Origin of the sequence: Aliisedimentitalea scapharcae, assembly GCF_045277565.1 — a bacterium.
Taxonomy (GTDB): domain Bacteria; phylum Pseudomonadota; class Alphaproteobacteria; order Rhodobacterales; family Rhodobacteraceae; genus Aliisedimentitalea; species Aliisedimentitalea scapharcae.
Window position 1 is genome coordinate 3,302,821 of the sequence record NZ_CP123584.1, and the last position, 22,993, is coordinate 3,325,813.

General features: G+C 59.7%; 19 protein-coding genes. 9 read left to right on the top strand and 10 right to left on the bottom strand.

Features of this window, described 5'->3' with window-relative positions:
- The first annotated feature begins 6 nt into the window (after positions 1-6).
- From QEZ52_RS15450 to QEZ52_RS15460, 3 genes are read left to right on the top strand one after another with little or no spacing between them, the layout of a single operon-like run.
- Positions 7-1,218: an acetyl-CoA C-acetyltransferase gene (locus tag QEZ52_RS15450; RefSeq protein ID WP_406645331.1), complete on the top strand. Its 1,212-nt coding sequence runs from the start codon at positions 7-9 to the stop codon at positions 1,216-1,218.
- A complete protein-coding gene (locus tag QEZ52_RS15455; RefSeq protein ID WP_406645332.1) occupies positions 1,218-1,706 on the top strand; it encodes a cupin domain-containing protein in 489 nt (162 codons plus the stop codon). The genes QEZ52_RS15450 and QEZ52_RS15455 overlap by 1 nt, the downstream gene beginning before the upstream one ends.
- Entirely contained in the window at positions 1,699-3,900 is a 2,202-nt protein-coding gene (locus QEZ52_RS15460) for a 3-hydroxyacyl-CoA dehydrogenase NAD-binding domain-containing protein (RefSeq protein ID WP_406645333.1), read from the top strand. Before QEZ52_RS15455 ends, QEZ52_RS15460 begins: the two co-directional genes overlap by 8 nt.
- A 445-nt stretch (positions 3,901-4,345) precedes the next feature.
- Here QEZ52_RS15460 and QEZ52_RS15465 read toward each other — a convergent pair whose 3' ends face one another.
- The 3 genes from QEZ52_RS15465 to QEZ52_RS15475 all read right to left on the bottom strand — a co-directional run bounded on the left by QEZ52_RS15465 (position 4,346) and on the right by QEZ52_RS15475 (position 6,923).
- Positions 4,346-5,053: a Hint domain-containing protein gene (locus QEZ52_RS15465; protein ID WP_406645334.1), complete on the bottom strand. Its 708-nt coding sequence runs from the start codon at positions 5,051-5,053 to the stop codon at positions 4,346-4,348.
- A gap of 197 nt (positions 5,054-5,250) precedes the next feature.
- Entirely contained in the window at positions 5,251-5,895 is a 645-nt protein-coding gene (locus QEZ52_RS15470) for a sulfotransferase family 2 domain-containing protein (RefSeq protein WP_406645335.1), read from the bottom strand.
- Between the two features lie 104 nt (positions 5,896-5,999).
- A complete protein-coding gene (locus QEZ52_RS15475; protein ID WP_406645336.1) occupies positions 6,000-6,923 on the bottom strand; it encodes a DMT family transporter in 924 nt (307 codons plus the stop codon).
- A gap of 75 nt (positions 6,924-6,998) precedes the next feature.
- On the opposite strand from QEZ52_RS15475, the gene QEZ52_RS15480 reads away from it, so the two are divergent.
- The 3 genes from QEZ52_RS15480 (at position 6,999) to QEZ52_RS15490 (ending at position 10,038) form a co-directional block, all read left to right on the top strand.
- Positions 6,999-8,627 carry an AMP-binding protein gene (locus tag QEZ52_RS15480; protein ID WP_406645337.1) on the top strand — a complete coding sequence of 543 codons (1,629 nt, stop codon included), beginning with the start codon at positions 6,999-7,001 and terminating at the stop codon, positions 8,625-8,627.
- Between the two features lie 77 nt (positions 8,628-8,704).
- Positions 8,705-8,920: a DUF2892 domain-containing protein gene (locus tag QEZ52_RS15485; RefSeq protein ID WP_406645338.1), complete on the top strand. Its 216-nt coding sequence runs from the start codon at positions 8,705-8,707 to the stop codon at positions 8,918-8,920.
- A 104-nt stretch (positions 8,921-9,024) separates the two neighbouring features.
- Complete coding sequence (locus tag QEZ52_RS15490) at positions 9,025-10,038, top strand: hypothetical protein (RefSeq protein WP_406645340.1); 1,014 nt, start codon at positions 9,025-9,027, stop codon at positions 10,036-10,038.
- A gap of 341 nt (positions 10,039-10,379) precedes the next feature.
- Here the strand turns inward: QEZ52_RS15490 and QEZ52_RS15495 are convergent, their stop codons facing one another.
- The 6 genes from QEZ52_RS15495 to QEZ52_RS15520 all read right to left on the bottom strand — a co-directional run bounded on the left by QEZ52_RS15495 (position 10,380) and on the right by QEZ52_RS15520 (position 16,591).
- Entirely contained in the window at positions 10,380-11,744 is a 1,365-nt protein-coding gene (locus tag QEZ52_RS15495; protein WP_406645341.1) for an SPOR domain-containing protein, read from the bottom strand.
- A gap of 136 nt (positions 11,745-11,880) precedes the next feature.
- Positions 11,881-12,513: a uracil phosphoribosyltransferase gene (upp, locus tag QEZ52_RS15500; RefSeq protein WP_406645342.1), complete on the bottom strand. Its 633-nt coding sequence runs from the start codon at positions 12,511-12,513 to the stop codon at positions 11,881-11,883.
- 76 nt (positions 12,514-12,589) lie between these two features.
- A complete protein-coding gene (locus QEZ52_RS15505) occupies positions 12,590-13,801 on the bottom strand; it encodes a phosphopentomutase (RefSeq protein ID WP_406645343.1) in 1,212 nt (403 codons plus the stop codon).
- Positions 13,801-15,105 carry a thymidine phosphorylase gene (locus tag QEZ52_RS15510; RefSeq protein ID WP_406645344.1) on the bottom strand — a complete coding sequence of 435 codons (1,305 nt, stop codon included), beginning with the start codon at positions 15,103-15,105 and terminating at the stop codon, positions 13,801-13,803. The genes QEZ52_RS15505 and QEZ52_RS15510 overlap by 1 nt, the downstream gene beginning before the upstream one ends.
- A gap of 5 nt (positions 15,106-15,110) precedes the next feature.
- On the bottom strand, positions 15,111-15,503 hold the full coding sequence (locus QEZ52_RS15515) for a cytidine deaminase (RefSeq protein WP_406645345.1): 393 nt from the start codon (positions 15,501-15,503) through the stop codon (positions 15,111-15,113).
- The gene (locus tag QEZ52_RS15520; RefSeq protein WP_406645346.1) at positions 15,500-16,591 is read right to left on the bottom strand and encodes a cupin domain-containing protein; all 1,092 of its coding nucleotides are present in this window, start codon (positions 16,589-16,591) and stop codon (positions 15,500-15,502) included. The genes QEZ52_RS15515 and QEZ52_RS15520 overlap by 4 nt, the downstream gene beginning before the upstream one ends.
- A gap of 142 nt (positions 16,592-16,733) precedes the next feature.
- On the opposite strand from QEZ52_RS15520, the gene QEZ52_RS15525 reads away from it, so the two are divergent.
- From QEZ52_RS15525 to prpE, 3 genes are all read left to right on the top strand, one after another.
- Positions 16,734-19,007 (top strand): NADP-dependent malic enzyme, encoded by a 2,274-nt coding sequence (locus QEZ52_RS15525; protein ID WP_406645347.1) that lies wholly within the window; start codon positions 16,734-16,736, stop codon positions 19,005-19,007.
- A 79-nt stretch (positions 19,008-19,086) separates the two neighbouring features.
- Positions 19,087-19,407 (top strand): hypothetical protein, encoded by a 321-nt coding sequence (locus QEZ52_RS15530; protein WP_406645348.1) that lies wholly within the window; start codon positions 19,087-19,089, stop codon positions 19,405-19,407.
- Positions 19,408-20,150: 743 nt separating this feature from the next.
- A complete protein-coding gene (gene prpE, locus QEZ52_RS15535; RefSeq protein ID WP_406645349.1) occupies positions 20,151-22,040 on the top strand; it encodes a propionate-CoA ligase PrpE in 1,890 nt (629 codons plus the stop codon).
- A 61-nt stretch (positions 22,041-22,101) separates the two neighbouring features.
- On the opposite strand, the gene QEZ52_RS15540 is transcribed toward prpE, so the two are convergent.
- Positions 22,102-22,917 carry a class I SAM-dependent methyltransferase gene (locus QEZ52_RS15540; RefSeq protein WP_406645350.1) on the bottom strand — a complete coding sequence of 272 codons (816 nt, stop codon included), beginning with the start codon at positions 22,915-22,917 and terminating at the stop codon, positions 22,102-22,104.
- Positions 22,918-22,993 lie beyond the last annotated feature (76 nt).

Consider the following 22,993-nt stretch of genomic DNA (forward strand, 5'->3'; position numbering starts at 1 on the left):
AGCATCATGACCGAAGCTTATATCTATGACGCCCTGCGTACCCCCCGCGGCAAAGGCCGCAAGGATGGCAGCCTGCACGAGGTGACCAGCCTGCGGTTGTCCGCCCTGACCCTGAACGCGGTCAAGGAGCGCAACAACCTGACCGGCCACGCCGTCGAGGACGTGATCTGGGGCAATGTCACCCAGGTGATGGAACAGGGCGGCTGTCTGGCGCGCTCGGCCGTGTTGGCATCGGATCTGGATGAACGCATTCCGGGTCTGGCGATCAACCGGTTCTGCGCCTCTGGCATGGAGGCCGTCAATTTGGCGGCCAACCAGGTCAAAGGCGGCGCAGGCGATGCCTATATCGCTGGTGGCGTGGAAATGATGGGCCGCGTGGCCATGGGCAGCGACGGCGCGGCAATTGCCGTGGATCCCAGCCTGGCAATGGACAGCTATTTCGTGCCCCAAGGCATTTCGGCGGATATTATCGCCACTGAATACGGCTTTACCCGCGATCAGGCCGATGCGCTGGCGATGGAATCCCAACGCCGCGCCAAAGAGGCCTGGGACGATGGGCGGTTTGACAAATCGGTGATCACCGTGCGCGACCAGAACGGTCTCCCGATCCTGGATCGCGATGAATACATGCGCCCCGGCACCGACATGCAGTCGCTGGGCGGGTTGAACCCGGCCTTTCAGATGATGGGCGAACATATGCCCGGCTTCGACAAGATCGCGATGATGAAATACCCGCATCTGGAGCGGATCAATCACATCCACCATGCGGGCAATTCATCCGGCATCGTCGATGGCGCGGCCGCCGTGCTGATCGGCAACAAGGAATTCGGCGAGAAATACGGGTTGAAACCCCGTGCCCGGATCAAGGCGACAGCCAAGATCGGCACCGATCCCACCATCATGCTGACCGGCCCCGTGCCCGTCACCGAAAAGATCCTGGCCGACAATGGCATGAAGATTTCGGATCTCGACCTGTTCGAAGTTAACGAAGCTTTTGCCAGCGTTGTGCTGCGCTTCCAGCAGGCGTTTGATGTGGATCCGGGCAAGGTCAACGTCAACGGCGGCTCGATCGCCATGGGTCACCCGCTGGGCGCGACCGGCGCGATCATTATCGGCACCCTGCTGGACGAGCTGGAGCGTCAGGACAAGGAAACCGGTCTCGCCACCCTGTGCATCGCATCGGGCATGGGTGCCGCCACAATCATTGAGCGCGTCTGATGCCAAAACTCGACCTTTCCCAAATCCCGTTCAAGGGCGGATCAAGCTATCCCGGCAAGCTGGCGCAGGCCACCGCCGGGCGGTTTGTGCAGCGCCTGGGCGACGCGGGCGGGTTGACCCAATATGGGGTCAACATGGTGCGGCTGGAACCCGGTGGCCTGTCGTCACTGCGCCACTATCACATGGAGCAGGACGAATTCGCGCTGATGGTCGACGGGGAGCTGATCCTGATCGACGATGATGGCGAACACGTAATGCGGGCGGGCGATTGTGCCAGCTGGCCTGCCGGTGAGGCCAACGGGCATCATCTGGTGAACCGCACCGATACCCCCGCCACATTCCTGGTGGTGGGCACCCACACCCCGACCGAGACCGCATATTACAGCGATATCGATATGATGGTGAAGGATGACGCCAACGGCTTCAGCTTTACCCGCAAGGATGGCAGCCCGTTGACGGCTGACCAGATCGGAGACGACAATGACTGATTTCACATTGACCACCGACGCAGACGGCGTCGCATTCATCACCTGGGACGCCCAGGGCAAATCCATGAACGTCATGACCCGCGAGGCGTTTGAACTGGTCAGCGATCTGGTCGATCAGGCGCTGAATGACGATGCGGTCAAAGGCATTGTGATCACCAGCGGCAAGGAAGGATCCTTTGCCGGCGGTATGGACCTGAACACGTTGGCCACGATCCGCCAGGAAGCGGGCGACACCCCTGCCGAGGCGCTGTTCAACTTTGTCATGAGCGGCCATCACATCCTGCGCAAGCTGGAACTGGCAGGCATGGACCCCAAGACCAAAAAGGGCGGCAAACCCGTGGCCTGCGCCATCAACGGCACCTGCGCCGGGATCGGCACGGAAATTGCGCTGGCCTGTCACCACCGGGTGATGACCGACAATGCCAAGGCCAAGATCGGCCTGCCGGAAATCCTGCTGGGCATCTTCCCCGGTGGTGGTGGAACAATCCGCTATTCCAAGATGGTCGGGGCCTTGGCCGCCGCACCTGTCTTGCTCGAAGGCAAGATGATGGACCCGAAAAAGGCCAAGGGCGCGCAGCTGGTCGATGCCGTATCTGACGATCCGGTCGCCGCAGCCAAGGAATGGGTGCTGAACGCCAAGGAAGCCGATCTGGTGAAACCCTGGGACGCCAAGGGGTATAAAATGCCCGGCGGTGCGCCTTATCACCCTGCTGGCTTCATGACATTCGTTGGCGCGTCCGCGATGATCAATGGCAAGACCCAGGGCGCATTTCCAGCAGCCAAGGCGCTGCTGAGCGCCATCTATGAGGGCGCATTGGTTGATTTCGACACCGCCCTGCGCATCGAGGCACGTCATTTCACCTCAATCCTGATGAACCCATCGTCCTCGGCGATGATCCGGTCGCTGTTCCTGAACAAGGAAGCATTGGAAAAAGGCGCGGTACGCCCCAAGGATGTGCCTGATCAACGGGTCAAAAAAGTCGGCGTTCTGGGTGCGGGCATGATGGGCGCGGGCATTGCGCTGGTCAGTGCACAGGCCGGGATGGAGGTCGTGTTGGTCGACCGGGATCAAGAAGCCGCGGACAAGGGCAAAGCCTATTCCGAGAGCTATATGGACAAGGGCATCAAACGCGGCAAAGCCACGGCTGAAAAGAAAGAGGCCCTGTTGGGTCGCATCACCGCCACCCCGGATCTGGACGCGCTCAAAGGCTGTGATCTGATCATCGAAGCGGTGTTCGAAGACCCCGGTGTCAAAGCCGAGATGACCAAAAAGGTCGAAGCAATCATCCCCGAGGATTGCATCTTTGCCTCCAACACCTCGACCCTGCCGATCACCGATCTCGCCAAGGCGAGCGTGCGCCCCGAGCAGTTCATCGGCATCCACTTCTTTTCGCCCGTCGAAAAGATGCTGTTGGTGGAAATCATCAAAGGGGCCGAAACCGGTGACCGGGCCGTGGCCAAGGCGCTGGATTACGTGCGCCAGATCCGCAAGACGCCCATCGTGGTCAATGATGCACGGTTCTTCTACGCCAACCGCTGTATCATCCCTTATATCAACGAAGGTCTGCGGATGCTGACCGAAGGGGTGGCTCCGTCGATGATCGACAACGCGGCGCGTCAGCTTGGCTTCCCCGTGGGACCGATCCAGCTCAACGACGAAACATCCATTGATCTGGGGGCCAAGATCGCCCGCGCCACCAAGGCGGCGATGGGCAACGCCTATCCCGACAGCCCCGGCGACGATCTGATCTTCTGGATGGAAGAGCTGGGCCGGATGGGCCGCAAGGCCAACGCAGGTTTCTTTGACTATGACGACAAAGGCAAGCGCACCCAATACTGGAAAGGTCTGCACGACAAATACCCGCTGGCAGAAACCCAGCCGTCGTTGCAAGAGGTTCAGGACCGTCTGATGTTTGCCCAGGTTCTGGAGGCCGTTCGGGCGCTGGAAGAAGGCGTGCTGATGGACATTCGCGAAGGCGACGTAGGGGCCATCCTGGCCTGGGGCTTTGCACCATGGTCCGGTGGCCCGCTCAGCTGGCTGGACATTCTGGGCACGCCCTATGCTGCGGAACGCTGTGATCAGCTGACCGAAGCCTATGGTGTTCGGTTCACCTGTCCGCCCCTTCTGCGCGAAATGGCCACCAAAGGCCAATCCTTCTATGGCCGTTTCGACCCCGAGGCGGCTGCGGCCTGATCAGGGCATCTGCCAACACAGGAACACCCCCGAAGCTGTGCTTCTGACGTCTTCTGTGGGTGGGACACGCCAAGACCAAAACCCTGTTGCGCCAGTCGCGGCAGGGTTTTGGTTTTGAATGGACAAAAAATGAGTGAACCTGATATCTGCGCATCTGTTTTCCAACATTGCGCCCAACTCAGTCGGTCACCGGATTGATATTCGCAAAGAAGCGGACAGCCCTATTTCAGATACTCTGAAGACAACCTGCCAAAGAGAGAGACCCTCGACACGCCTGATGCGCCAAGCTGTTCGGTGTTGAGCATAAAACATGGCTGCGCCCGATATGGTGGCGGCCATTTCCCGATCCTCGTCGCCGACCATGAAGTGTGCGATTTTGTGCCCTACCGCGCGAAAGGCGTTGCCGCGCTTTACAGCGCTTTGTCATTTTTCCCGGCGTCTCGCGTCAAAAAGGGTGCACCATCGGTCGTCCGGGGCGGCTTTTCTGCACGGCGCTGATCTCTTCGGCGTGCCACCCAAGAGGCGTGGCCTCGGGACCGCTGGCCATTTGTTGGATCAGCGTGCGGGCTTCCTGCAAGGACAGAACCTGATAGGTGTGCGCATCGTCTTCGGCCCCTGCGTCCAGCAATTCGCGTGCACAGGGGCAATAGGCCAGCATGCCGCCTTCGGCATACACCACTTCGTCCTGCGCAAAGGCCAAGGTCGTCAATGTCAGCTCCGTGTGCGGATTGGCGGGCTCAATCCCACGATACCCATCCAAAGCCCGCGCCGGAACAATCGCATAAGGGTCCCCCAACGCGTCTACGACCAGATCGGATTCGATAAAAACACCCTGATCCGGCATGATCGACATGGCGCGCCGGTTCAAGAGCGCCCCTTCGGGTACCATCATGGGCCAGCGGCTTCGCGGCATGCCTTCGGCGGGTCTGGTCAAGGTTTCCCGTTGGATTTCAACGATCGTACGCATCCCATTGTCAAACGTCAGCACCTTGTCACCCACGCATAAAGCATCGACACGACGCCACCCCAGATTCGAAACAACATGTGTACCGCACAGAAACCCATCCTGCCCGGTGATCATCATGCCCATTGGTCCGGCCGCCCATGCAGGATCGGGCAACTGGACTTTGGGGGCTGTGAACCATTTGAACATCGACTCTCCAACAGTTGGCGCGCACTCAGAGCGAGGTACAGGCAGACTTTCGTGGTTAACGCTGTCTGATCTGTCTGCCGTGGATAAGTCGAAATTGTGGCTGATCCACGCCATTGCCCTGTCATTGGCAACAGAGGCGCATGGCTAAATCTGATTGACGACAAAGCAGCGACAATCAGGGGCGCGACGCACCGATCCTAAAAACGATACCCGAATCGAGCGATGTCTTCGGCACAGCTCTCTGCGATGGCCTGGCGCGACTTTGCCGAATAATACCCGCGATAATCCTGTTCGCGCTGGGACGCATTCACACGCGGCAGATCAAAAGTGAAACCCAAATGATCAAACAACGGGGCGGCATCTGCAGCGAAATGCTCCAGCCGTATGTAACAGGCGCATTGTTCACTCCCGTCGCCATGCTGCATGAATGCACGCGCGGGCGTCTTGCGAAAGCCCTGCGTTGTCTGAGGATGCGAAGCGAATGCTTCGAAATCGAGAGCGCGGGCGAGATCGACGGCCGCGTGCTGAAAGCTTTGGACGCGCAGCCAGTGGTAATAGCTGACGCAGCGATCCCACGGGTTACGCACCAAGGTAAAGGCAAACAGGGACCGCAACACGTCATCCGGGACCAGCCCCTGTATGTCGGACAGGGTCGAATGTTTCCACAAACGGCCCGCGGTTGGCGCATCCCGTACGCGGCGACGGCGGTTTCGGGCCTTCGGCGTATCCCCCAGCATGATGTCATCGGATTTGGCCCGCGCTTCCAATGCAAGGGCAAGCGCCGTTCCGCCGGTTTTGGGCATATGAACAAAGACGTAGGATCGGCCAGTAGAAAGGATCATGCCCGAACCGTACCCGAGCGGCGCGCGATGCGAAATGGCGGAATCGGACCCATCCGCCACCGAGGCGCGCGACAACGTCGCTCAAAGCGCCTATGAGGGCGGTATCATCTGCTTCGCAGGGCGATGACGGATCCGGCCAGGACAATCAATCCGATTCCAAAGATCTGCCAGAGCCCAACCGTCTGACCGAATACCAGCCAGGCAAATGCCGGACCCACGATCATCACCGAATACTCAAAGACCGCCACAAAGGAGGCCTCGCCCTGTTGGTACGCCTTGATGATCAGATACACCCCAACGACAGACCCGATCACCTGCAACAGCATCCAATGCATGAGCGACCACACCGGCCAGACCCAGCCCCGTGTCACGAAGCCGTCCGCGCCAGCAGCCACATCCTGAGGCCAGATCTCAAGCACACCCAATCCAATCATTCCCATGACCGCTTGCGCCAACAACATCCCAAGCAGCATGGCAATCGTGCTTTCCCCATCGCACAACGTCCGCGTTGTAATGGTTCCCAAAGCATAGAAAAAACCACCGGCGACCGGCATTAGGATCAACCAATCAAACGCATATAGATCCGGTTGCAGCACGAACAGAACACCGATGAAGCCCAGAAAAATGGCGCCAACCCTGACCAACCCGATCCTGAGCCCCAAGAACACCACCGAAATGACCACGATAAAGATTGGCGAAGTAAACAAACCGGCAATGGCCTGAGCGATCGGCATCAGGGCCACGGCAGAAAAGTAGAACATCATCGACACACCCAGCAGGACACTGCGCAACAGCACCGGCCATACCCGGTTCACTGTCAGCTTGCCCAACCCGAATGCCGAGAAGACACAAAGCAACGGCACCGACAACAGCGCCCGCATCAGGTAGAATTGCCACAACCCGATGTCTCTGGCCAACACCGGGATAATGTTATCGACGATCCCGACAACCGCCATGGCCGCCAGCATCGTGCCCGCGGCCGTGAATTGGGAAACTTCGGGCTGCAAATCAATTGTCTTACATTTCATGGCTTCCCTTTAGGAGACGACTTGAGCAATATCTCGCCATAAAACGACATCGACTGCGATTCAGGGAGAATTTAGATGGGTTGGATGGCTGATGAGTCCGGGCTGGAAAAGAATGCAGCGAACTATGTGCCGCTGACACCGCTGTCACATCTACGACGTGCGGCGCATGTGTTTGCCGATGATCCCGCCATTGTCTATGGCAGCTTCCGCAAAACCTATGCGGCCTATTACGACCGCTGCACCCGGTTGGCGTCGGCGCTGGCGGGCATGGGCGTCAAACCGGGCGACGTGGTCGCCACGCTGATTCCGAACCTGCCGGCCCAGGCCGAAGCGCATTTCGGCGTGCCTGCCTGTGGTGCCGTCTTGAACACCATCAACACCCGCCTGGATGTGGACACGGTCAGCTATATCTTTGGCCATGGCGAAGCCAAAGTGGTGCTTGCGGACACGGAATTCGTACCTCTCGCCGAGGCGGCCAAGGCCCGCATGGACGGAGACGGCCCGCTGATCATCGAAGTACCGGATGACCAGGCCGGTTTTCACGCCACCGGACGTCACCCGGTTTACGAGGACGTTCTGGGCAATGCAGCCCATGATTTTGATTGGATCCTGCCACAGGATGAATGGGAAAGCCTGGCGTTGAACTACACGTCGGGCACCACGGGGCGCCCCAAGGGCGTGGTGTATCATCACCGCGGGGCCTATCTGATGACCATGGGTACCGTGATCAGTTGGCGTATGGTGATGAAACCGAAATACCTGGCCATCGTACCGCTGTTTCACTGCAACGGCTGGAACCACACTTGGATGATGCCGGTGTTGGGGGGGACCGTGATCTGCTGCCGCAATATCACCGCGCCTGCAATCTATGACGCAATCGCCAACGAAGGTGCCACACATTTCGGTGGTGCCCCTATCGTTCTGAACATGATCGTCAACGCCCCCGAAGAGGTCCGCAAGACATTTGACCATACTGTCGAAGTCTTTACCGCCGGAGCGCCCCCTGCCCCTGCCACCCTGGAAAAGATCGAACGGTTGGGCTTTCATATCACTCAGGTCTATGGGCTCACCGAAACCTATGGCCATGTCACCGAATGCCTGTGGAAAGGCGGCAATTGGGACACATTGGACCAGACCGGGCGTGCCGCAATCAAGGCCCGTCAGGGCGTGGCCTTTCCCATGATGGATCACATCACGGTCATGGACGACGATATGGGGCAGATCCCGATGAACGGCACCGATCAGGGGCAGATCGTCATGCGCGGCAATTCGGTGATGAAAGGGTATCTCAAGAACCCCGACGCCACTGCAGAAAGCTTCAAGGGCGGATATTTCCATTCGGGGGATATCGCGGTTCAGCATCCCGACGGCTATATCCAGATCGCGGACCGGGCCAAGGACATCATCATCTCGGGGGGCGAAAACATCTCGTCCGTCGAAGTCGAGGGCGTTCTTATGGGGCATCCGGATGTCAATCTGGCGGCTGTGGTTGCCAAACCGGATGACAAATGGGGCGAGGTGCCCTGTGCCTTTGTCGAGCTCAAGGAAGGTGCCACCGCGGACGAGGCAGGCTTGGTTGCCTTTTGCCGGGAAACTCTGGCCGGGTTCAAGACGCCCAAAAAGGTGGTGTTCCTGGAATTGCCTAAAACCTCGACCGGCAAGATCCAGAAATTTGAACTGCGCAAGATCGCCGCAGACCTGTGAGCTGACGCAGGTTTGGCTTGAAGATATATCTCACATCTTATATTCTGAATGTGAGATATATTTGAAAGGATGGAATCATGACGGCAAACAACGCGCTTTTGGCCTTTGCCGGGACAATGGTACTGATCTCGGTTCTGCTGACTTGGACCGTGTCCGTGCACTGGATGTGGCTGACGGTCTTTGTGGGTGCCAACCTGTTGCAATCGGCCTTTACCGGGTTTTGCCCGGCAGCAATGGTGTTTCGCAAGATCGGGCTAAAAACGCCCTGCGAAGCTGTCGCCACCAAAACCTGAGGCCACAAGCTCAATCACACATCAAGGGGCGGCGTTCTTGTTTGCCGCCCCTTTTTCCGCGTGCTAGTCTGACGTCAGATCGAGCATGAGCAAAACCAACAAAAATGACCGCGCTGAAACAATATGAACGGCTCGAGGCGTCCGGCCTGTGGCGTCCCGGTCCTGATGACCAGCGTCGCGAAGTCATCGTTTCCATCGGCAACGCAACCCTGACCATAACCGACCTGAACGACCGGCCCCTGACCCATTGGTCGCTCGCCGCAGTCGACCGCCAGAACCCAGGTGAGTTTCCGGCCATCTACAACCCGGACGGAGACCCCGGGGAAACCTTGGAAATGGAAGAGGCGGAAACCGCCATGATCGAGGCGGTCGAGACATTGCGCAGCGCAATTGATCGGGCCCGACCACGGCCGGGGCGCCTGCGGTGGGCCAGCGTTCTGGCGACCATTGCATTGGTGGCTGCGGTTCTGTTCCTATGGCTGCCCGGTGCTTTGCTGAAGCACACAGTGGCCGTCGTTCCCGACATTCAGCGCATTGCCATCGGCCGTGCGCTGCTGGGGCGGATTGAACGGGTCACAGGACCAATCTGCACCTCCCAAAGCTCTGATGCCATCCTGACCCGCCTGTCGGACCGCACCGGCGTTCGGCAAGTGGCTGTCATGAGTTCGGGCATTGCAACAAGCCTGAACCTGCCCGGCGGCATCATCCTGCTGAACAGATCCCTGATCGAAGACCACGAGGATCCGGCCGTGGCGGCAGGGGCAATCCTGGTTGAACGCGCGCGGGCCGGGCAACTGGATCCACTGGCGGAACTGTTGACCTATGGCGGTCCTGTCACGACCTTTCGCCTGCTGACAACCGGCAAACTTCCGCGCCAGACGCTGGATCATTTTGCCGAGAGCCTGCTGTCCGCTCCCCGCCCTGTTGTCCCTGACGATGTTCTGCTGGCAACCTTTGCCCAAAGCGCCATCGCCTCGACGCCTTATGCCTATGCCACGGATATCACTGGAGAAACCGTCCTGGGGTTGATCGAGGCCGACCCCATGGCTGGTCGCAAGTTGGAGCCGGTCCTGTCTGATCGCGACTGGGTGCAACTGCAGAGCATCTGTGACAATTGATTTGGTCTGCTTACCGGCAGGCTGACATCGACCCCGAAACGCCAGTGCAATGCACCTTCCTGCCCCCCGGTGACGGGCCTAACACACAGGCCAGCCTGCCTATCCATCGACCTTGGCGCTCTCACCCAATGCGCTCCCGCCCCCGTTTTCCAAATCGGCTGACGCCGATATGGCGCACGGCGTTGGGCGTGGCACCGCGCGGGCGCGGTGCCACGCCCAACGGGAAGAGGGCATTGCCAAATGCCCGATGACGGGCGGGAGATCACCGGGAACAGACTGTGCGCAAACGACAAAAACCGGACATCGCTGTCCGGCTTCTCCGACACGCACCCTGCGCATTTCTATTTGCTCAAACGCGCACTGCCGAACCCGGCGGCCCTGACACGAGCCAGATCCCGTTCGGCCACAGAATCCGATGAATAAGGGCCAGCCAGAACAACACGATAACTTTTGCCCCCCTTGTTCAGGCTCCCCAACCGCATCGGCAATCCGGTTCCGGCCAGGTTTTGCGCCGTCTCGCGGGCAACAGCATCAGTTTCATACGTTGCGACACGAATATACCGATTGGTCGATACCCTGGGCAAGGATTGGGCCTGGGACGCGGATCGGGTTGAAACCCGAACGTGGGTCGCTTCTGCCGGAGACCGCGCTGTGGATGTGGGCAAGGTAATGATCTGCGCCTGCGTTGGCACCGGTTTCAGCGTCTTCGGCAGCGTGTTTGTCCAGATCTGGGCGCTTTGCGCATCCCCCGCCGCAGTTCGCACCCCGCGCATCGGGTTCATGCGGTCATCTTCACGTTCAACCCGGCGATACCCTTCGGGAATTCTCACCGCCTGGGTGATCACAGCGGGGCGCAGACCGCGCTCGGCCCGTTGCGGATTCAAACGATCGTCGCTCCACACGGACCTATAGCCGGCGGGCACCTTGAAGTTCTGAGTGTTCTGCCGATTGTCGTATATATGGCGCTGCACCACCCGTGTGTTCGGGGTCAGACGCAACGACGACTGTGGCCCAATACCAGAGCCCGACCCAAAGGTAACAGGAGCCTCGGCCTGTGGACCACACCGCACGTCCGGGGTTTTGTTGATATACCGCTGACTTAACGATGAGGCATTCGAACAGCCACCAGTGCGCGCGGCCGGAGCCGCTGTCGTCGGGGCCGCAACCACAGCCGCGGGTTTGGTTTTCACCGGGGCCGGTTTTGGCGCCGCCGGCAAAGTGCTCGCCACGGTCGGAACAGGTTTGCGGGTGCTGGTCACAACTGGTTGCCGAACCGTCGCCTGGGTTGTCGTCCGGGTTGTCGTCGTGGCTTTTGCAGTTGTTTTTACGGTGGTCTGAGGGGCCGGTGCCGCAACAGGTGTCCGGGCTGCGGTGGCGGTTGGCCGTCCCGCGGCGGGCACCGTGATCAGTTCAGGAGCCTTGGCCTGTGATGTCGCGCTGGTCGACGCCCCCGGTTTCAGCTTGGTCTGCTGATAGCCACAGATCTGTTTGCGGCTGCGGTTGACCCGGGGAACCCAGGTCACATTTCCGTCGATCCCGGCGCGAATATAGATACACCCCTTGCTATCAACATATTGCTTCCCTTTGAACGAAGCCGGAGGGAACTCGGCCGGGGGCTGCGCCTTTTGCAGCGTCTGGGCCTGCAAAGCCGGAAGTCCAAGCCCCCCCGCGATCAATGCCATGGCAATAATTCTTGTAATCTTCATGCCTGCCCCCACAATATGTGGTCACAAGAATGCCGTAATTCCGAATCGCTGTAAAGCCGGGTTTTCCGTGAAATCCACCTCGAACAGCGGGCAGAGCGCAAATACTCTGCCCAAATTTTCGTGAAGAGCGAGGATGTTACTTGGTGCCGAACATCCGGTCTCCCGCATCTCCCAGTCCGGGCATGATATATCCCTTGTCGTTCAGCTCGCGATCCAATGATGCGGTGACGATCGGCACATCCGGATGCGCTTCCTTCATGCGGGCCACACCTTCGGGGGCGGCCAGCAGGCAGAGAAAGCGGATATTGTTGGCACCGGCCTGTTTCAGCAGGTCAATCGCGGCAGCCGAACTGTTGCCTGTGGCCAGCATCGGATCGACTGCAATCACCAGACGATCCTGCAATCCTTCGGGTGCCTTGAAATAATACTGAACCGGCTTCAGCGTCTCTTCGTCCCGATAGAGACCAACAAATCCAACGCGCGCCGATGGGATCAGCTCCAGAACCCCGTCCAACATGCCGTTACCTGCCCGCAGGATCGACACCAACGCCAGCTTCTTGCCCGCCAGGATCGGTGCCTGCATCTCTTCCATCGGGGTTTCGACATTGGTGGTGGTCAGCGGCATTTCGCGGGTGACCTCATAGGCCAACAGCTGGGTCAGTTCGCGCAGCAGGCGGCGGAACCCGGCGGTCGACGTGCCCTTGTCCCGCATCAGGGTCAGTTTGTGCTGGACCAACGGGTGGTCGACGACGGTCAGATGTTCGGACATGGGAGGTCTCCAAAATGCAGTTCATTTGATTTAACGGGGCCAGGGGACCAGGGGCAAGGCAGTTTTGACTGTCCGGTCAAAGAAAACTGCGCCCCGGACCCTGGGCCGCAACCCCCAGATGCGCCGCGATCGAGGCCGCGATGTCGGCAAAGGCAACCTGCCCCAGCGGTCCGGCTCCGCGGCCGGACACCAGCACCGGCACCTGTTCGCGGGTGTGATCCGTCCCGGGCCAGCTGGGATCATTGCCGTGATCGGCCGTCAACACCAGAATATCGCCGTCCCGCAATCGCGGCAAAATTGAACCCAACTGAGTATCGAACCACTCGAGCGCCCGGGCGTATCCTGCAATGTCACGACGATGACCATACAGGCTGTCGAATTCGACAAAATTGGCAAATGTCAGGCTGCCGTCCTCGGCGTTCTGGACCCGGTCCGACAGGTGCTGCATCAGCTGGGCATCGGGGCCTTTGTCCAATGTGTCGATGCCTTGCATCGAAAAGATATCTCCGATCTTGCCAATTGCATGAACTGTGCCTCCTGCCTCCTGCACCCAATTGTTCAGCACAGGCGACGGCGGGAGTATGGCGAAATCGCGTCGGTTGGGCGTACGGTTGAACCCGTCCTGCGGATTGCCGACAAAGGGGCGCGCGATCACTCGACCCACTTTCATCGCATGCAGCCGGGGCGCAATGGCCCGGCACAGGTCCAGCAGGCGATCCAGACCAAAAGTCTCCTCATGGGCGGCGATCTGGAACACGCTGTCAGCCGAGGTATAGCAAATCGGCCAGCCACTGCGCATATGTTCGCCGCCCAACGCGTCGATGATCGCGGTGCCCGGTGCGTGCCGATCACCCAGAATGCCCTGCGTCCCGGCCTGCTCCGCAACATAGTTGCTCAGCTCGGGTGGGAAGGCCGGTTGCGTGTCGGGAAAGAAATGCCAGTCCCAGGGCACCGGGACCCCGGCCAGCTCCCAATGACCCGATGGGGTGTCCTTGCCCCTGCTGATTTCAGCAGCACATCCCCACCGCCCCTGTGGAGCCGAGTCCAGCCCCGGAAACGGCACAGCCGAAGCAAGACGCATGGCCGCCCCCAACCCCAACCGGTCCATATTGGGCACATGCAGCGGCCCCGTTCGCCCGGTTTCGGCCCGCCCTGCGGCGCAGGCCTGCGCAATATGGGCCAGCGTATTTGCCCCAAGGTCCGGCAGATCGCCGTTGTAGAATGAACTGGCGTCCGGCGCCCCGCCGATACCCACTGAATCCATCACCACCAAAAACGCACGCGCCATCAGACAATCCTTTCGTGGATCAGATCGGGCAATGTCGCTGACATATCGCCCAATTCAATGGCACCACGCACGGCACGTTCCGCCAGAACGGCGGCCTCTTCGCGGTTGGCATGGATGACGGCCAACGGATCGCCTTTGTGTATTTTTTGCCCCAGCCGCACGACCGAAGACAGACCAACCGCAGGATCAACCACATCGCTTTCCACCAGGCGCCCTCCGCCCAGATGCACAACAGACAATCCCAGTGCCTCGCCGTCGATGGCGGTGACATATCCGGTCTCGCGCGCCAGGACTTCGCGGATCACACTGGCTTCGGGCAGAAAACGGCGCCAGTTGTCGACGAACTCCAAGGGGCCGCCGATGGCATAGATCATCCGACCAAATCGTTCAGCGGCGCGCCCCTGCGCCAGCACGGTACGAATCTGTGCCTCTCCCGCATCAACGCTGTCGGCCAACCCACCGTCAAACAGCACCTGCCCGCCCAGGGACACGGTTGCTTCGATCAATGGGCCACCTGCGGTGCCCGTCAGGGCCTCCATCACCGCATCCACCTCCAGCGCATTGCCCAGAGCCGGGGCCAGCGGTTGGTTCATGTCGGTGATCAGCGCAGAGGTTTTGCATCCGGCCGCATTGGCCGTACCCACCAGGGACCGCGCCAGAGCGCGGGCGTCATCTGCAGTTTTCATAAAGGCCCCCGAGCCGCATTTGACATCCATCACCAATGCCTGCGGAGCCGCAGCGAGCTTTTTGCTCAGGATCGAGGCCGTGATCAGATCCAGGCTTTCGACGGTTGCGGTCACATCGCGCACCGCATACAGCCGCTTGTCCGCAGGCGCGATCTGCCCGGTTGCGCCGACAATGGCACAGCCCACTTCGCCCACAACGGCGGCCAACCGCTCTTCGGAAATCTGGGTCGTCACACCGGGGATGGCCTCCATCTTGTCCAATGTCCCTCCGGTATGACCCAATCCGCGTCCGGAGATCATCGGCACATAGGCTCCGCATTCGGCCAACGCCGGCGCGACAAGCAAAGAGGTGCAATCCCCCACCCCACCCGTGGAGTGTTTATCGACCACCGGGCCCGGCAAATCCCAGGTCAACACATCGCCGCTGTCGCGCATTGCCAGCGTCAGCGCGCGCCGTCCTGCTTCGCCCAGCCCATTCAGACAGACCGCCATGGCAAAAGCCCCGGCCTGGGCGTCACTGACCGCGCCATCTGCCAGCCCCTGGGCAAACCAGGTCAGTTCGTCCGCGGACGGGGTTTCCTTGCGCCGCAGGCGGGCGATGATCGCACGTGCATCCAAAAGGCTCAGCTCCGATCCATATGGTCGACCCCAAAGGCCCCGGGCAACAGGTCGGCGATGGTCGTCGCCTGTTCCGGGCCATCGGTGGTGCCCAGCGTAACCGGTACATTGCCTGCGCCAAACTCGGCCAGCTTCTGGCGACACCCACCACAGGGCGGCACCGGAGAGGGGCTGTCGGCGATTACATAGACCTCGGCAATCTCAGTCTCTCCTGATGCGACCATGGCGGCAATCGCCCCGGCTTCGGCACAGGTGCCTTCCGGATAGGCGACGTTTTCCACGTTACATCCCACATAGACCGTTCCCGAGGTCGCGCGGATCGCCGCGCCCACCTTGAAGTTGGAATACGGCGCGTGGGCGTTTTCACGAACGGCAGCGGCGGCGTCTTTGAGGCTCATGTGGGCTCCAGATTGGTTGTGAAGGTTCCGGGCAGGCTGACTTCCAACAGTTCCACGTCGTCGGACGGGGCGACCAGACGGGTTTTCATGCCGGGTGGGATGACATAGGCATCCCCTGCTTCCAGATCATAGGGGTCGCGCCCTTCCCCATGCAAGGTCACACGACCGTTCATGACAAAGGTAAACAAAATATCAGTGTCATGGCTGGCCCAGGGGCTGTCCCCCAAACCGCGCCGCACCACCTGAACGCTGGCCACACCATGGGTGTTGGCATTGATCGTGGTGTCACGGCAGACAAAACCCGGCAGCCGGAAATCCACCCAGTCCGCGCTGGCCGCCTGGTTATAGACAAAGCGCTGACCATCCCATTCCCGATCTGGGCGATGATGCGGGGTCGGCAGAGTCATATCGTGGTCGATTTCGGTGACATGATCCGCCGGAACGCCAATTTCAATCACTTGCAAATCGTCGCTTGCCTCCAACACCCGGTGACGGATCTCCGGGGGTTGGATGAAACAATCGCCCGGTGTCAGGCGCATCTTTTCGCCCTGATCCTCGTACACCACATCAACCCAGCCATGGATGCAAAAGATCAACTGAAACCCGACCTTGTGGAAATGCACCATATCCGGCACGGGTCCGCCGTCAGGAATGCGAATGTGGCTGGCGATGATCGACCCGCCCAACCGCGAAGGCACCAGATCGCGGTAATGCATACCTGCCCGCCCGATGATCCAGGGGGCCTGGTCGGCCAATCGGCGCACCACAAAGGAATGCTGGGTCGTGGGCATGACCAGCGGTGGGTTGCGCTCTTCGATTTCGACCCGGGTGCCATTGGGGGCGGTCAGCACCCGTGCTCCATCGGCGAATCCATCCGGGTCATCGGTCAGGATGCGCAGTGTACCCGGCTGTTCGGCTGCGTCTTTTTCAATCCGCAACCGCAGTCCGTGACCCGAAAACACAGCGATCGACGGGTTATCGGCCGGATAAATCATGTCCATCCGCATCCCGAGGGTTTTGGTATAAAACGGAATATCGTCACGCAACTCCTGCGTGGGCAGCCGCATTTCGGCAATCGTATCAGACATGAACACTCCCAGTATTTTTCGCGAGAGTGACCAAATGGTCAAAAATTTGCAACAAGCTGCCTGCGACACCGTTTCCAAAAATGAACTATTTCCCCGACGTCAGGAATGGTTTAATGCTAAACTATATTTTGAGGAGTGAGATATGTCCGACAATCAGAGCCTGCGCCAGGCCGCGCTGTTTTACCACGAATACCCAAAACCGGGTAAGTTGGAGATTCGCGCGACCAAACCGATGGCCAATGGTCGTGACCTGTCCCGCGCCTATTCCCCGGGCGTTGCCGAAGCCTGCACCGAAATCAAGGACGATCCGGCCAATGCGGCCCGCTATACCGCGCGGGGCAATCTGGTGGCGGTTGTTTCCAACGGCACCGCTGTTCTGGGGCTGGGCAATATTGGCGCGCTGGCTTCTAAACCGGTGATGGAAGGCAAGGCCGTCCTGTTCAAGAAATTCGCCAATATCGACTGTTTTGACATCGAGGTGAACGAAAGCGACCCGGAAAAGCTGGCCGATATTGTCTGTGCGCTGGAACCTACCTTTGGGGCCATCAACCTCGAAGACATCAAAGCTCCAGATTGTTTCATCGTTGAAAAGCTGTGCCGCGAGCGGATGAATATCCCGGTGTTTCACGACGACCAACACGGCACCGCCATCGTCGTGGGGGCCGCAGCCAAGAACGCGCTGCATGTCGCCGGGAAATCGTTTGAGGATATCAAGATCGTGTCGACCGGTGGCGGCGCGGCGGGGATTGCCTGTCTCAACATGCTGCTGAAACTGGGTGTGAAACGGGAAAACGTCTGGCTGTGTGACATTCACGGGTTGGTTTATCAGGGCCGGACCGAAGACATGAATCCGCAAAAGGCGGCCTTTGCCCAGGAATCGGACCTGCGCACACTGGATGAGGTCATCGACGGGGCCGACCTGTTCCTGGGGCTGTCAGGTCCCAACGTGCTAAAGCCGGACATGGTCGCCAAGATGACCAAACGCCCGATCATCTTTGCGCTTGCCAACCCAAATCCGGAAATCATGCCCGACGAGGCGCGCAAGGTCGCCCCGGATGCCATCATCGCCACCGGGCGCAGCGATTTCCCCAATCAGGTCAACAATGTCCTGTGCTTTCCTTTTATCTTTCGGGGCGCGTTGGATGTCGGGGCCACCGAAATCAACGACCAGATGCAGATCGCCTGTGTCGATGGCATTGCCGAAATGGCCCGCGCCACCACATCCGCCGAAGCCGCCGCCGCCTATAAGGGCGAACAGCTGACTTTTGGCGTCGACTATCTGATCCCGAAACCGTTTGACCCGCGCCTGGTGGGGGTTGTGTCTTCGGCTGTGGCTCAGGCCGCAATGGACAGCGGTGTCGCCACCCGTCCAATTGACGATCTGGACGCCTACCGGCAAAAACTGAACCAGAGCGTGTTCAAATCCGCACTGTTGATGCGGCCGGTATTTGACGCCGCCCGCGCGGCCAGCCGCCGAATTGTATTCTCCGAGGGCGAAGACGAACGCGTTTTGCGCGCCGCCCAGGCCATTCTGGAGGAAACCACCGAAACCCCAATCCTGATCGGTCGCCCCGAAGTCATCGAGACCCGGTGTGAACGGTTGGGCCTGGACATTCGACCCGGGCGTGAATTCCAGATCGTCAATCCGGAAAACGACCCCCGTTACTATGACTATTGGACCAGCTACCACCGCCTGATGCAGCGCAACGGCGTGACGCCAGATCTGGCCAAGGCGATCATGCGCACCAATTCCACGGCCATTGGTGCCATCATGGTGCACCGCGGCGAGGCCGACAGCCTGATCTGTGGTACTTTTGGCGAATATCGCTGGCACATGAATTACGTCAACCAGGTCCTGGGCGGAAACAGCTATGAACCCCATGGGGCGCTGTCGATGATGATCCTCGAAGACGGACCTTTGTTCATTGCCGACACGCATGTGCACATCGAACCCACGCCCGAACAGATCGCCAAATCGGTGATCGGGGCCGCGCGTCACGTGCGACGGTTCGGTCTGGAGCCCAAGATTGCCCTGTGCTCCCAATCCCAATTTGGCAATACCAACTGCGATTCCGGCGCGCGATTGCGTGGGGCGCTGACCATCCTAGACGGTCAGAATCACGATTTCATCTATGAAGGTGAGATGAATATCGACACCGCTCTGGACGCGGAGCTGCGGGACCGGATTTTCCCCAATTCACGTCTGGAGGGGGCGGCCAATGTGCTGATCTTTGCCCACGCAGATGCCGCGTCCGGGGTGCGCAACATTCTCAAGATGCGGGCTGATGGGCTCGAAGTCGGTCCGATCCTGATGGGCATGGGCAACCGCGCCCATATCGTGTCCCCGTCCATCACCGCACGTGGGTTGTTGAACATGGCAGCCATCGCCGGAACCCCGGTTGCGCACTACGGTTGATCACGGCCCGATTTGGTCAGACTAGCAAAACATGGTACTGTCTTTCCTATTGCTCAGGCAATTTGGAAAGGCATTTCCTATGTTTTACAGATTCATCATCCTGCTCACTCCGCTCCTTCTGTGCACCTGCACAATCAGCGAGCAGCTTACCAATACCAGCTATCTCTCGTTGGACGGCAAGCGTTACGTGGTTGAAAGTTGGCAACGAACCCGCAGTTACAATCTGGACGAAGAGACCGAGTATTACGACTATGTCATCATCGAGGGAAAGAAATATCGATGCGAAGGTGACTGCTCACGCACGGTAGAGCGTGTTCTGGCTGACGCCAAAAAGCGCAAGATCATCCTGGCCAATGACCCGACCGCACCGGTCTCCCCCACCGAGACTCCGTCACATTGAGAATGCCAGACACCTGGAAAAGGGGCCGACGTGCAATCCTTGCGGCGTCACCGCACCTATCCAGAATTCCACGCTTCTGAGGGTCGCCGCCCGTTCGGGGCATTGAACACGGCGGCCACCGGGAGGCTGCTTCTGATCCCAACCGCTTAGGGCCGACCACGCCCCGCTTTGGTCGGGTCATCAGGGCGGCCCCTCAGCACCCGCGGGTCCGCCGCCAATCTGTCCAAACAAGCAACAAATGCGTCACAAAACTGGACATCCCGGCAGGCCCGCACACCTTGGGCGGCTGCATATATCTGGTTCTTGGATGCGCTTTTTGTGGTCCGACCCAAACCGGAGACCGATCCTCCATGCCGGAGGCTTCTGCCCTGAGCGTGTTGCGCACCTGCGCCAGCTCGGTCACAGGTGCATCGACAAACTTCAGATATTGGAAGTTGCATCATGCACTACGGTGCTCTCTGTTTGAAAACGCCCGAACACCCGGCGGATTCCGCCCCCAGACACGGGCACAGAAGGGGGGCGAATCTGTTGATCCGGTTTGCACGTCAGAATTTGCAATTTTGCAAAAACTGAGAATTAGGATGAATATCGGTATAATATTTTGAGATTTGCAATAATTTGCAATCCTCAGACACATCCAACTGCAAATTTTTGCGGTAATCTGACGCTGCCCCCAGCATGAGCCTTGCCCCAAGGGCCATCCCTCCCCTAACACCGTTGCAACGTATTCGGAGGAGGATGCCATGGCATACAAAGATATTTATGATGGCTGGAAGAGCGATCCAGAAGGGTTCTGGATGGACGCCGCCAAGGAGATCAGCTGGGACCAGGCCCCGACCAAAGCCCTGTCCGATCAAAACGCTCCTTTGTATGAGTGGTTCGCCGACGCCAAGGTCAACACCTGTTACAACGCCGTGGACCGCCATGTCGAACAGGGACGCGGGGAACAGACCGCGATCATCTATGACAGCCCGATCACCCACACCAAACGCGAGATTTCATATGTCGAGCTGCGCAACCGGGTGGCCAATCTGGCCGGGGCCCTGCGCGCCAAAGGTGTGAAAAAGGGCGACGTCGTCATCATCTACATGCCCATGGTTCCCGAAGCGCTGGAGGCCATGCTGGCCTGTGCACGTCTGGGCGCGGTGCATTCGGTGGTGTTCGGGGGCTTTGCTGCCAACGAGCTGGCCGTGCGTATCGACGATGCCAAACCCAAGGCGATCATCGCCGCCTCCTGTGGTCTGGAACCGGGCCGCGTGGTGCATTACAAACCACTTCTGGACGGTGCCATCGACCTGGCCGAACACAAGCCCGAGTTTACCGTCATCTTCCAGCGCGAACAGGAAGTGGCACAGTTGATCGAAGGGCGCGACTACAACTGGCACGGGTTCCAATATGGCGTTGAGCCAGCCGAATGTGTCCCGGTCGAAGGCAACCATCCGGCCTATATTCTCTATACCTCGGGGACAACCGGTCAGCCCAAGGGTGTGATCCGTCACACAGCCGGACAACTGGTGGCGCTGAACTGGACCATGAAGAACATTTACAACGTCGATCCCGGAGACGTGTTCTGGGCCGCCTCGGATGTGGGCTGGGTCGTGGGCCACTCCTATATCTGCTATGGCCCGCTGATCCACGGAAACACCACCATCGTGTTCGAAGGCAAGCCGGTCGGCACGCCCGACGCGGGCACCTTCTGGCGGGTGATTTCCGAACACAAGGTCACGTCGTTCTTTACCGCCCCGACCGCCTTTCGCGCCGTCAAACGCGAAGACCCCAAGGGCGAATTGGTCAAGAAATACGATCTCAGCTGCCTGAAACAGGTCTATCTGGCCGGTGAACGCGCCGACCCCGACACCATCGTCTGGGCGCAGGACCAATTGCAGGTGCCCGTGGTTGACCATTGGTGGCAGACTGAAACCGGCTGGGCGATTGCCGCCAACCCGCTGGGGATCGAAGAACTGCCGACCAAACTGGGATCACCCACAGTGCCCATGCCGGGGTATGACGTCACCATTCTGGACGATGCAGGCCACCCCGTAGCCCCCGGCACATTGGGCGCAATCGCGATCAAGCTGCCCTTGCCACCGGGCACGTTGCCCAATCTGTGGAATGCCGAAGATCGCTTCAAGAAAAGCTATCTCAACACATTCCCCGGCTATTATGAAACCGGCGATGCGGGCATGATGGATGAAGACGGTTATGTCTACATCATGGCGCGCACCGATGACGTCATCAACGTCGCGGGCCACCGCCTGTCCACGGGGGCGATGGAAGAGGTCCTGGCCGGTCACCCGGATGTCGCCGAATGTGCAGTGATCGGCGTTGCTGACGCGCTCAAGGGGCAATCGCCCGTTGGTTTCCTGTGTCTGAATGCGGGTGTGGATCGCGACAACGCCGATGTGGTCAAGGAAGTGGTCAAGCTGGTGCGCGAAAAGATCGGCCCGGTCGCCGCCTTCAAGCTGGCCATCGTTGTGGATCGCCTGCCCAAAACGCGCTCGGGCAAGATACTGCGGGGCACCATGGTCAACATCGCTGATGGCACCCCCTGGAAAATGCCGGCGACCATTGACGATCCGGTGATCCTGGATGAAATCACCGTCGCCCTGCAAAGCCTGGGCTACGCCAAGTAATCTGAGATCAAACGGAAACAGGCCCGGGGTTCGCACCCTGGGCCTGTTTCCGTTTCAACCCTCAGCCCGCCGAAATCACATAGCCTTGGATCTGGGCCGACACAGACCCGTCCTCGGCACCATAGCGCGCCGCAATCTCTTCGGTCGCCGCATGGATCACACGGTCCACCATGGCGTCGCCATGGGGTGCGATTTCTCCGAACAGCGGCGTGCCTCGGACATAGGCCACTGCCGGATGCGACGGATGTGGGGCCGTGCTGATCTCGGTCACCTGATCAATCACGATGTCGGTATACCCGGCCGCTTCCAGATCGGCCCGGATACGGTCGGGATTGCCATGCCCATGCGGCGTGCGCGCCAGGAAGTTCACCGACCCAGGTGGCAGCAAGGTCCCCGCCACCTGGGTCACGACATCGGCAAAGGCATTGGCCCCGATCGTGTCCCAAACATTGAAATGAAATCGTCCGTCGGGGCGCAGCACCCGGCGCGCCTCGCCATAGCCTTTGACCCGATCGGGAAAGAACATCACGCCGAACTGACAGCACACCGCATCAAAGCTGTCGTCCGGATACGGCAGATCCAATGCATCGGTCGCCTGCCATGTGATCCGGTCATCCGGCGTTTGGCGTGACCTGGCGCGTGCCAGCATCGGCGGGTTCAGATCGGTCACATGATACCGCGCATCCGGGGCCAGCACCTTGGCCAGCGCGCGGGTCACAACGCCACTGCCAGCGGCGGTTTCCAGAACATCCTTGACCGGAGTGGACGTCACCCGCGCGGCCAGATCGCGGGCGTAGCTTTCAAAGATCAGCGGCACCAGAAATTCGTCATAGGTGTCAGGGATGCTGCCGGTAAAGGACTTGTCATTCTCGCTCATGATCACTCCTCCGCTGTCGTTCCTACCCTACCACAAAACAAATCCCTCTGCTGGCGGATCTGATTGGTTCACACGC

Bases quoted from the DNA above. Each gene is read 5' to 3' on its own strand.
- QEZ52_RS15505 (WP_406645343.1), bottom strand. From the start codon at position 13,801: ATGGCGCGTGCGTTTTTGGTGGTGATGGATTCAGTGGGTATCGGCGGG.
- QEZ52_RS15515 (WP_406645345.1), bottom strand. From the start codon at position 15,503: ATGAGCCTCAAAGACGCCGCCGCTGCCGTTCGTGAAAACGCCCACGCG.
- prpE (WP_406645349.1), top strand. From the start codon at position 20,151: ATGGCATACAAAGATATTTATGATGGCTGGAAGAGCGATCCAGAAGGG.
- QEZ52_RS15485 (WP_406645338.1), top strand. From the start codon at position 8,705: ATGACGGCAAACAACGCGCTTTTGGCCTTTGCCGGGACAATGGTACTG.
- QEZ52_RS15525 (WP_406645347.1), top strand. From the start codon at position 16,734: ATGTCCGACAATCAGAGCCTGCGCCAGGCCGCGCTGTTTTACCACGAA.
- QEZ52_RS15530 (WP_406645348.1), top strand. From the start codon at position 19,087: ATGTTTTACAGATTCATCATCCTGCTCACTCCGCTCCTTCTGTGCACC.
- QEZ52_RS15480 (WP_406645337.1), top strand. From the start codon at position 6,999: ATGGGTTGGATGGCTGATGAGTCCGGGCTGGAAAAGAATGCAGCGAAC.
- QEZ52_RS15520 (WP_406645346.1), bottom strand. From the start codon at position 16,591: ATGTCTGATACGATTGCCGAAATGCGGCTGCCCACGCAGGAGTTGCGT.
- QEZ52_RS15450 (WP_406645331.1), top strand. From the start codon at position 7: ATGACCGAAGCTTATATCTATGACGCCCTGCGTACCCCCCGCGGCAAA.
- QEZ52_RS15470 (WP_406645335.1), bottom strand. From the start codon at position 5,895: ATGATCCTTTCTACTGGCCGATCCTACGTCTTTGTTCATATGCCCAAA.
- QEZ52_RS15490 (WP_406645340.1), top strand. From the start codon at position 9,025: ATGACCGCGCTGAAACAATATGAACGGCTCGAGGCGTCCGGCCTGTGG.
- QEZ52_RS15465 (WP_406645334.1), bottom strand. From the start codon at position 5,053: ATGTTCAAATGGTTCACAGCCCCCAAAGTCCAGTTGCCCGATCCTGCA.
- upp (WP_406645342.1), bottom strand. From the start codon at position 12,513: ATGTCCGAACATCTGACCGTCGTCGACCACCCGTTGGTCCAGCACAAA.
- QEZ52_RS15455 (WP_406645332.1), top strand. From the start codon at position 1,218: ATGCCAAAACTCGACCTTTCCCAAATCCCGTTCAAGGGCGGATCAAGC.
- QEZ52_RS15475 (WP_406645336.1), bottom strand. From the start codon at position 6,923: ATGAAATGTAAGACAATTGATTTGCAGCCCGAAGTTTCCCAATTCACG.
- QEZ52_RS15495 (WP_406645341.1), bottom strand. From the start codon at position 11,744: ATGAAGATTACAAGAATTATTGCCATGGCATTGATCGCGGGGGGGCTT.
- QEZ52_RS15540 (WP_406645350.1), bottom strand. From the start codon at position 22,917: ATGAGCGAGAATGACAAGTCCTTTACCGGCAGCATCCCTGACACCTAT.
- QEZ52_RS15460 (WP_406645333.1), top strand. From the start codon at position 1,699: ATGACTGATTTCACATTGACCACCGACGCAGACGGCGTCGCATTCATC.